The sequence below is a fragment of the Herbinix hemicellulosilytica genome (assembly GCF_002904165.1).
Classification (GTDB): domain Bacteria; phylum Bacillota; class Clostridia; order Lachnospirales; family Lachnospiraceae; genus Mobilitalea; species Mobilitalea hemicellulosilytica.
Window position 1 is genome coordinate 19,793 of record NZ_CVTD020000002.1, and the last position, 7,943, is coordinate 27,735.

Annotated in this window: 7 protein-coding genes; all 7 read left to right on the forward strand. The window is 38.6% G+C overall.

The genetic code is table 11. From position 1 onward, the window contains the following. Positions 1–173 precede the first annotated feature (173 nt). Positions 174–1,370 (forward strand): DUF1385 domain-containing protein, encoded by a 1,197-nt coding sequence (locus HHT355_RS00165; protein ID WP_103201441.1) that lies wholly within the window; start codon positions 174–176, stop codon positions 1,368–1,370. Between the two features lie 32 nt (positions 1,371–1,402). Beyond that, positions 1,403–2,242, forward strand: coding sequence for a peptide chain release factor N(5)-glutamine methyltransferase (gene prmC, locus HHT355_RS00170; protein ID WP_103201447.1), 840 nt, complete (start codon positions 1,403–1,405; stop codon positions 2,240–2,242). 14 nt (positions 2,243–2,256) lie between these two features. After that, positions 2,257–3,333, forward strand: coding sequence for a peptide chain release factor 1 (gene prfA / locus HHT355_RS00175; RefSeq protein WP_103201442.1), 1,077 nt, complete (start codon positions 2,257–2,259; stop codon positions 3,331–3,333). A gap of 1 nt (position 3,334) precedes the next feature. Further along, entirely contained in the window at positions 3,335–4,141 is an 807-nt protein-coding gene (locus HHT355_RS00180) for a TrmH family RNA methyltransferase (protein ID WP_103201443.1), read from the forward strand. Positions 4,142–4,232: 91 nt separating this feature from the next. Continuing rightward, positions 4,233–4,667, forward strand: coding sequence for an NfeD family protein (locus HHT355_RS00185; RefSeq protein ID WP_103201444.1), 435 nt, complete (start codon positions 4,233–4,235; stop codon positions 4,665–4,667). A gap of 3 nt (positions 4,668–4,670) precedes the next feature. After that, on the forward strand, positions 4,671–5,597 hold the full coding sequence (locus HHT355_RS00190; protein WP_103201445.1) for an SPFH domain-containing protein: 927 nt from the start codon (positions 4,671–4,673) through the stop codon (positions 5,595–5,597). Between the two features lie 410 nt (positions 5,598–6,007). After that, on the forward strand, positions 6,008–7,897 hold the full coding sequence (locus tag HHT355_RS00195; RefSeq protein ID WP_158245841.1) for an LTA synthase family protein: 1,890 nt from the start codon (positions 6,008–6,010) through the stop codon (positions 7,895–7,897). Positions 7,898–7,943: the final 46 nt, after the last annotated feature.

The window sequence follows — 7,943 nt, forward strand, 5'->3', positions numbered from 1 at the left end:
CTATTTTTAAATTTATCAATAGCATTTATTTGGCCAAAATTTTATGATATAATAAACTAAGACATTCTGACAGATGCAAGAATTTTATGTCGGATGTATTCTGTTAAGTAAATTTTATGTGAAAAACACAGGTAAAGTAGTCAAATATAATACAGGAAAGGCTCGGGATTAAGATGAAACCATCCGGTATTGGGGGAATGGCTGTTATCGAAGGCGTAATGATGAGAAATAAAGACGATTACGCCGTAGCCGTACGAAAGCCAAATAATGAAATAACGGTAGGAAAATTTAAGTATAAGGATTTTTCTAAAAAAGTTAAATTGTTTAAACTTCCAATTTTCCGAGGGATACTGGCTTTTATCGATTCAATGGTAATCGGTATAAAAGTAATAAATTATTCAGCCAGCTTCTTTGAAGAAGAAGAACAGCCTAAAAAGGCAAAGAAAGAGCAAGCAAAAAAGAATGATTCATTTATTACGGCTTTGCTTACAGCTTTAGCTGTAATAGTATCTCTTGCAAGCTCGATTTTAATATTTATGGTACTTCCGGTTCTGATTGCCAATCTGTTTGCCAAGATGATTAAAGGCACTTTTTTGCTGTATCTTTTAGAAGGTATATTAAGGCTCCTGATTTTTATCGGATATATTTTGGCTGCTTCACAGATGAAAGAAATTAAAAGGGTATTTATGTACCACGGAGCCGAGCATAAGGTAATCAATTGCCTTGAGAACGGTTTTGAACTTACCGTGGAAAATGTCAAATGGCAGACCAAAGCTCATAAACGGTGCGGAACCAGCTTTATGTTTTTGGTAATGTTTATAAGTCTTGTATTTTTTGTTATTATAAGACCTCAGACTCTTTTATGGAGAATCCTTTCAAGAATAATGCTGGTACCGGCAATAGCAGGGGTATCCTATGAATTTATCCGTCTGGCAGGAAGAACCGAAAATAAGCTGGTAAACATATTAAGTAAACCCGGATTATGGCTGCAGGCATTAACCACCAAGGAACCTGACGAAGATATGATTGAAGTTGCTATAAAATCAGTCGAAGCAGTTTTTGATTGGAGAACCTTTTTAGAGGAAGCGGCTAATGAGAAAGAGCAAAGCAAACCGGGGAAAAAATCTGAAAAAGAGAGAAAAACCGGAAAAACATATGGAAGCAGTGAGTATTCGGTTACAAGAGGAAAAAACGTAAGGGGAGCAAGAAAGGGTACATCGGTCACAAGCAAAGATACGGCTAAAAAAGAATATGCCGCGGCTGCCGAAATAACCATTGCCAGTCCCAAGACCGCAGCCTACGATGATGAAGACGATGATGAAATTTTGAAAGCCCTGGATAAATATCTTGATTTTAATGACGAAGATTAACCCGGATCAGACCGGAGGCTAAAGAATAAATGATGACCTACAGACAGTTGCTGAATGAATCAAGGGAATATCTGAAAAATGCAGGTGTAGCAGATGCCGAAATTGATGCCTGGTATCTGCTTTCCCATGTTTTTGGAATAAGCAGGGCGGATTTTTTGCTGTACGGACAGGATGAATGTCCGAAGGATAAAGTTACTGTTTATAAGAAACTGATTGAAAAAAGAGCTGCCCGAATACCACTTCAATATATTACCGGTGTCCAGGAGTTTATGGGTCTTGAATTTGATGTTGACGAGAATGTTCTTATACCCAGGCAGGATACGGAGATTCTTGTAGAAGAAGTGCTTAAGGTTTGTAAGGGCAAATCTGTGCTGGATTTATGTACCGGATCAGGATGTATTATTTTGTCCCTTGCCAAATACGGAAATTTAAAAATGGCAGTTGGTTCTGATATATCTGAAAAAGCACTTCAGGTGGCAAGGAAGAATGCAAAAAAGCTTAATTTGGATGTTTTGTTTATTTGCAGTGATTTATTTGAAAAAATTGAGGGAAAATATGATATTATAGTATCCAATCCGCCGTATATAAAGTCGGAGGATTATATTTCCCTTATGCCTGAAGTACGCGACCATGAGCCTAAATTGGCTTTGGAAGCGGGAACTGACGGGCTTATATTTTATAGAAGAATTATTAATGACCTGCCACGGTTTTTAAATCCCGGCGGCTTTGTATTTTTTGAAATAGGATATGATCAGGGCGAGGCCGTCGAAAAACTGCTGTCAAAGGCAGGATTTACGGACATAAAAGTTAAGAAGGATTTAAGTGGTCTTGATCGGGTTGTATATGCAAAGACCGTTTCACATACAAAATAATGGAGGAATAACGGATGTTTGATCGCTTGGAAGGTATTCTTACCAGATACAGAGAAATTGAACAGGAATTAATGGACCCCAATATTGTTAATGATAAAGAAAAATATAAAAAGCTTATGAAAGAGCAGGCAGATATTTCGGATATTGTTGAAAAATATCTGGAATATAAGGAAGTTCAAAAGACTATCGAAGACAGCCTTACTATACTGGATGAAGAAAGCGATGAGGAACTTCGCGAACTTGCCAGGGAAGAGCTGAGTAAAAGCAAACAAAGAATAGGGGTTATAGAAGATGAACTAAAAGTTCTTCTTTTGCCTAAGGATCCCAATGACGAAAAGAACGTTATTGTTGAAATAAGAGCCGGAGCCGGCGGTGACGAAGCGGCTTTGTTTGCGGCTGAATTATACCGTATGTATGTTATGTATGCCGAACGCAACAACTGGAAAATTGATATGATGAACTTAAACGAAAACGGAATAGGCGGATTTAAAGAAGTTATCTTTATGATTAACGGAAAAGGAGCATATTCCAAACTTAAGTATGAAAGCGGGGTTCACCGAGTACAAAGGGTACCTGTTACGGAATCCGGAGGAAGGATTCATACATCCACGGCGACGGTTGCGATTATGCCGGAAGCAGATGAAGTGGATGTTGAAATTGATTTAAATGACTGCAAATTTGATGTTTTCAGATCTTCCGGCCACGGGGGCCAAAGTGTAAATACGACTGACTCCGCCGTAAGACTTACTCATATTCCGACCGGAATTGTGGTTACTTGCCAGGATGAAAAATCTCAGTTAAAAAATAAAGAAAAAGCCATTAAAATTTTGCGTTCCCGTCTTTACGAACTGGAACTGGAGAAAGCCAGAAATGCCGAAGCTGAAGCCAGAAAAAGTCAGATAGGAACCGGTGACCGTTCGGAGAAAATAAGGACATATAATTTCCCTCAAGGCCGGGTAACGGATCACAGAATAAAACTTACTCTTCATCAACTGGACGACGTATTAAACGGAAATCTGGATGAAATTATTGACCACCTTATTGCCGCAGACCAGGCTGCAAAGCTGAGTATGATGCAAGAGGAAAAATAATATGAATGGGAAAACTGTAATAACAAGTTCCAATAATCCGCAAATCAAGAATTTAGCCCTGTTGCAAAAGAAGGCGAAAGCCAGAAATGAACAGGGCTTATTTGTCGTTGAGGGAATTAAGATGTTTGAAGAGGCAAGAAGAGAAGGGCTTCTTTTGAAAGCTTATATGTCCGAAAGTTTTTATGCAGAAAAAACTAAAACACCGGAGTTTTTTAATGGACTGATTTATGAGATAGTAAGTGATGCTTTGTTTAGGCAGATAACTGACACCATGACTCCCCAAGGCATTATGGGAACGGTTAAAAAACCCGTATATGCATTTGAAGATTTGCTTAAGGCTAAAGATGCTTTTTTGCTTCTTTTGGAAGATATAAGGGACCCGGGAAACCTGGGTACTATTATCCGTACCGCCGAAGGAGCCGGTGTCACCGGCATAGTTTTAAACCGTTCCTGTGCCGACATTTTGCAGCCCAAAGTAGTAAGGTCAACCATGGGATCTATTTTCAGGGTTCCCTATTATGAAGCGGAAGATTTTTTGGCGTTTCTTGATAAATTAAAAACGATGGGCTTTACTTTGTATGCGGCCCATTTATCCGGAGATCTGTACGATACGGAAGGAAACTTTAGGGGCAAAATCGGTTTACTTATCGGAAATGAAGCAAACGGCTTGTCGGACGAAACTTCCAGTAAGGCCGACAATTTAATAAAAATACCCATGGCAGGCAAAGTAGAATCCCTCAATGCCGCCATTGCTGCGGCAATATTAATGTATGAAGCGGCTAGACAAAGAAGAAAGAACTTGCATTAAAATATGATTAAAAAAGACCCTGTACTATTGTATAACTCTTATCTTTTCTATAGAATAGAATTGATAAGAAAGGAAAGGGGGATACAGGGAGATGAATTCGATGTTGTGGCTGATACTTCTGGCAATACTGCTTATCGTGGAAATGGCGACCCTCGGACTTACGACTATATGGTTTGCAGGGGGGGCTTTAGTGGCATTTATAGTATCCCTGTTTTATGACAATATACTGCTTGAAATATCATTGTTTCTTGTTATATCCTTGTTATTGCTGATTTTTACAAGACCGTTCGTAAAAAAATATTTTAATTCTACCCGTATAAAGACAAATTATGAGGCATTAATCGGAAAGGAAGCTATCGTTACAGCAACGATTGACAATGATTTCAATACAGGTCTTGCTGTAGTGAACGGACAGGAATGGTCTGCCAGGTCGGTTGACGGTTCAAAAATAGAAAAAGGGTCTAAAGTAATTATAGAAAACATATCGGGTGTGAAACTAATGGTAAGTATTAAAAAGGAGGGATAGATAATGCCTGCAGAAGTAATTTTAATTATTTTTGTATTAATAATCTTACTTATTTTGGCATCTTGCGTAAGAATAGTTCCTCAGGCCCATGCATATATTGTGGAGCGCCTCGGAGGATATCAGGCCACCTGGGATGTCGGAATCCATATCAAGTTGCCCCTTATTGATAAGATTGCCAAAAAAGTTCTTTTAAAAGAACAGGTAGCGGATTTTCCACCCCAGCCGGTTATAACCAAGGATAACGTAACAATAAAGATAGATACGGTGGTATTCTATCAGATAACGGATCCCAAGCTCTATACGTACGGAGTTGACAATCCGCTTTTGGCGATCGAAAATTTAACGGCTACAACATTAAGAAATATTATCGGTGATTTGGAACTGGATGAAACCTTAACATCCAGGGAAATTATAAATGCCAAGATGAGAACTATTTTGGATGAAGCTACGGATCCCTGGGGTATCAGGGTTAACCGTGTGGAACTTAAGAATATAATTCCTCCGGCTGCCATTCAGGATGCCATGGAAAAACAGATGAAGGCGGAAAGAGAACGCAGAGAAGCAATTCTTATTGCCGAAGGGCAGAAAAAATCACAGATTTTGATAGCCGAAGGTAAAAAAGCGGCTGCCATTCTTGAGGCAGAAGGCGAAAAGCAGGCGGCAATTCTTAAGGCAGAAGCCAGAAAAGAATCTATGATAAAAGAAGCGGAAGGTGAAGCTGAGGCGATTTTGGCCGTACAAAAAGCCCGGGCGGAAGGTATCCGTTACTTAAAAGAAGCAGATCCTTCTGCGGCAGTACTTCAGTTAAGAAGCATGGAGGCCTTTGAAAAGGCGGCAGACGGAAAAGCCACCAAGATTATTATTCCTTCCGACATACAGGCTGTGGCAGGTCTTGCAAAATCTTTAGTTGAAGTAACAAAAGACGAATAAATTTTATTTCATACGGTTTATTACGGATGCGGCTGTTTCATATTTAGGTACGGAAGATAAAGGATACTACCGTAAACGCTTATGAAACAGCCCATCTGATTTTTGTATGAAAAAAGCAATATCAAGCGAAAGATAGAAGTAAATAATATAGGTTGCATATTTTAATCGGTTAAAGTCTAAAAAAATATGTTGAAAAATACGAAAGGCGGTTCGCAAAAAAGACATTATTTAATGATATTTTATATTTCTGTTAAGGAAAAGTTAAGATTATTTTACTTGATTTCTTGATGTATGATTGATATTATGTCAATGATGGGATTTGTAAATGTATTACAATCATTAATGTGCACGTATATAATTTAATGAATGCAAGACATTTAAGAAGGAATGACGTAAAAGCAGGTGGGATTATGAAACTAATCAAAAAGATATTAATATCGCCATATTGTATAGCAATCCTTTTTGCTCTTAAGATGGCGATTTACTATACCCTGATTGATGTGGACAGGGTATGGATTATACTTACTTTAATCAGTATGGCGGCATGGACGTTGATATTTGTATTCTTCGGCAGGTGCGGATTAAAAAGCAAGCGGTGGATTTTTCTTTTGATTTACAGCTTGTTAAGTTTGCTTATGTTCGCAGACACGATGTATTATAATTACTATAATCAGACTGTATCGATAAGGCAGCTTTGGCAGGTAAAAGCTGTTACAGCCGTACCTGACAGTTTTATAGCCACTCTTATTCCCGCAAGTTTTTTATTATTTGTAGATATACCTTTTGTATATTTTTCGTTTAAGAAATATTCGGTAAAGCTTCAGAATATGAAGCCGTCCTTTTACAGACGCATTAAGCTGGCATTTTATTTGCTTACGGCAGTAATGTTTGCTATGATTGTAAATCCCTTTCAGTCTGCGGCTATTGCGAAAGTAAATACCATGGAGTTTTTTACAAGCCATGTGGGAGATATATATGAAGTAATCACAGACAATCTGGTAAGAGAAGAAATGGAAGAAGAGGAAATTCTGGAAGTTATTTCAGGGAACATACAGGAGCCCGAAAAGCCTAAATATAACCGGGTGGGTGCAGGCAAGAACCTGATTGTCATACAGCTTGAGGCTTTCCAGGATTTTGTGATAAATGCTTATTATAACGGGCAGGAAATAACGCCAAACATCAACAGGCTGCTTGATAATGATACCCTGTATTTTGACAGGTATTATTCCAATATAGGGAAAGGAAATACCGCCGATGCGGAATTCTCCACTCTAAACAGTCTTTATCCTTTGATAGACGGTGAAGCATACCGGCTCTATGAGGACAATACTTTCCACGGACTTCCCTGGCTTATGAGAGAGCAAGGCTACAAAGCCTTCGCTGTTCACGGATATGAGGGAGAGTTCTGGAACAGGGAAGCGGCTTATCCATATCAGGGATTTGAAGATTATATAAGTATGGAAGATTTGGACCAGGATGAATTAATAGGCCTTGGCATATCCGATAAATCTTTATTCAGACAACTCGTTCCTATACTGAAAGCAGAGCAAAAACCTTTCTTTTCTTTTATAATAACCTTAACAAACCATCATCCTTTCATTCTTGATGAGGAGTATCAGACCCTTAAGCTTCTTGAAGAAGATATTGACACCAAATTCGGTTCATATCTACAGACAGTCCGCTATACAGACGAAGCCATCGGGCAATTTATTGAAGACCTTAAGGAAGCCGGTTTGTATGAAGATACGGTAATAGCTCTTTACGGAGACCACCACGGGCTTAATTGTGGCATGGAGGATGTGAACGAAAGGGTCAGCGCATTTATAGGCAGAAAATATGATTATGATGAGATGCTGAACGTACCGTTAATAATACACATACCCGGAAGCGGCATTAAAGAAACAATCCATACCACCGGAGGTCAGGTGGATTTCCTTCCTACCATAGCAAATATTATGGGATTGCCTTTGGATGACACCCTGTTTATAGGCCAGGATCTTGTAAATACCGACGACGGGTTTGTGGCATTTACGGCTTACCTGTTTGAAGGTTCGTTTGCCAATAACGAGGTGATGTTCCAGATATCGAGAGAAGGCATATTTGAAAACAGCCGGGCCTGGATTATTGGGACTAATGAAGAAGTAGACATAGATCCCTACAGAGAATATTACGAAAAAGCAATATTGTTAAAGAAGACCTCGGAAGAAATACTGGAACAGAACTTGATGGAGAAATATATTAAAGAGAATAAAACAGATAAAATTAATACAGGGGATTTAAAGAATAAATATTTTGAATAAATAAAAAGTAAAAAACCTGCCATGACTTAAAAAAATAGGCTCTTTG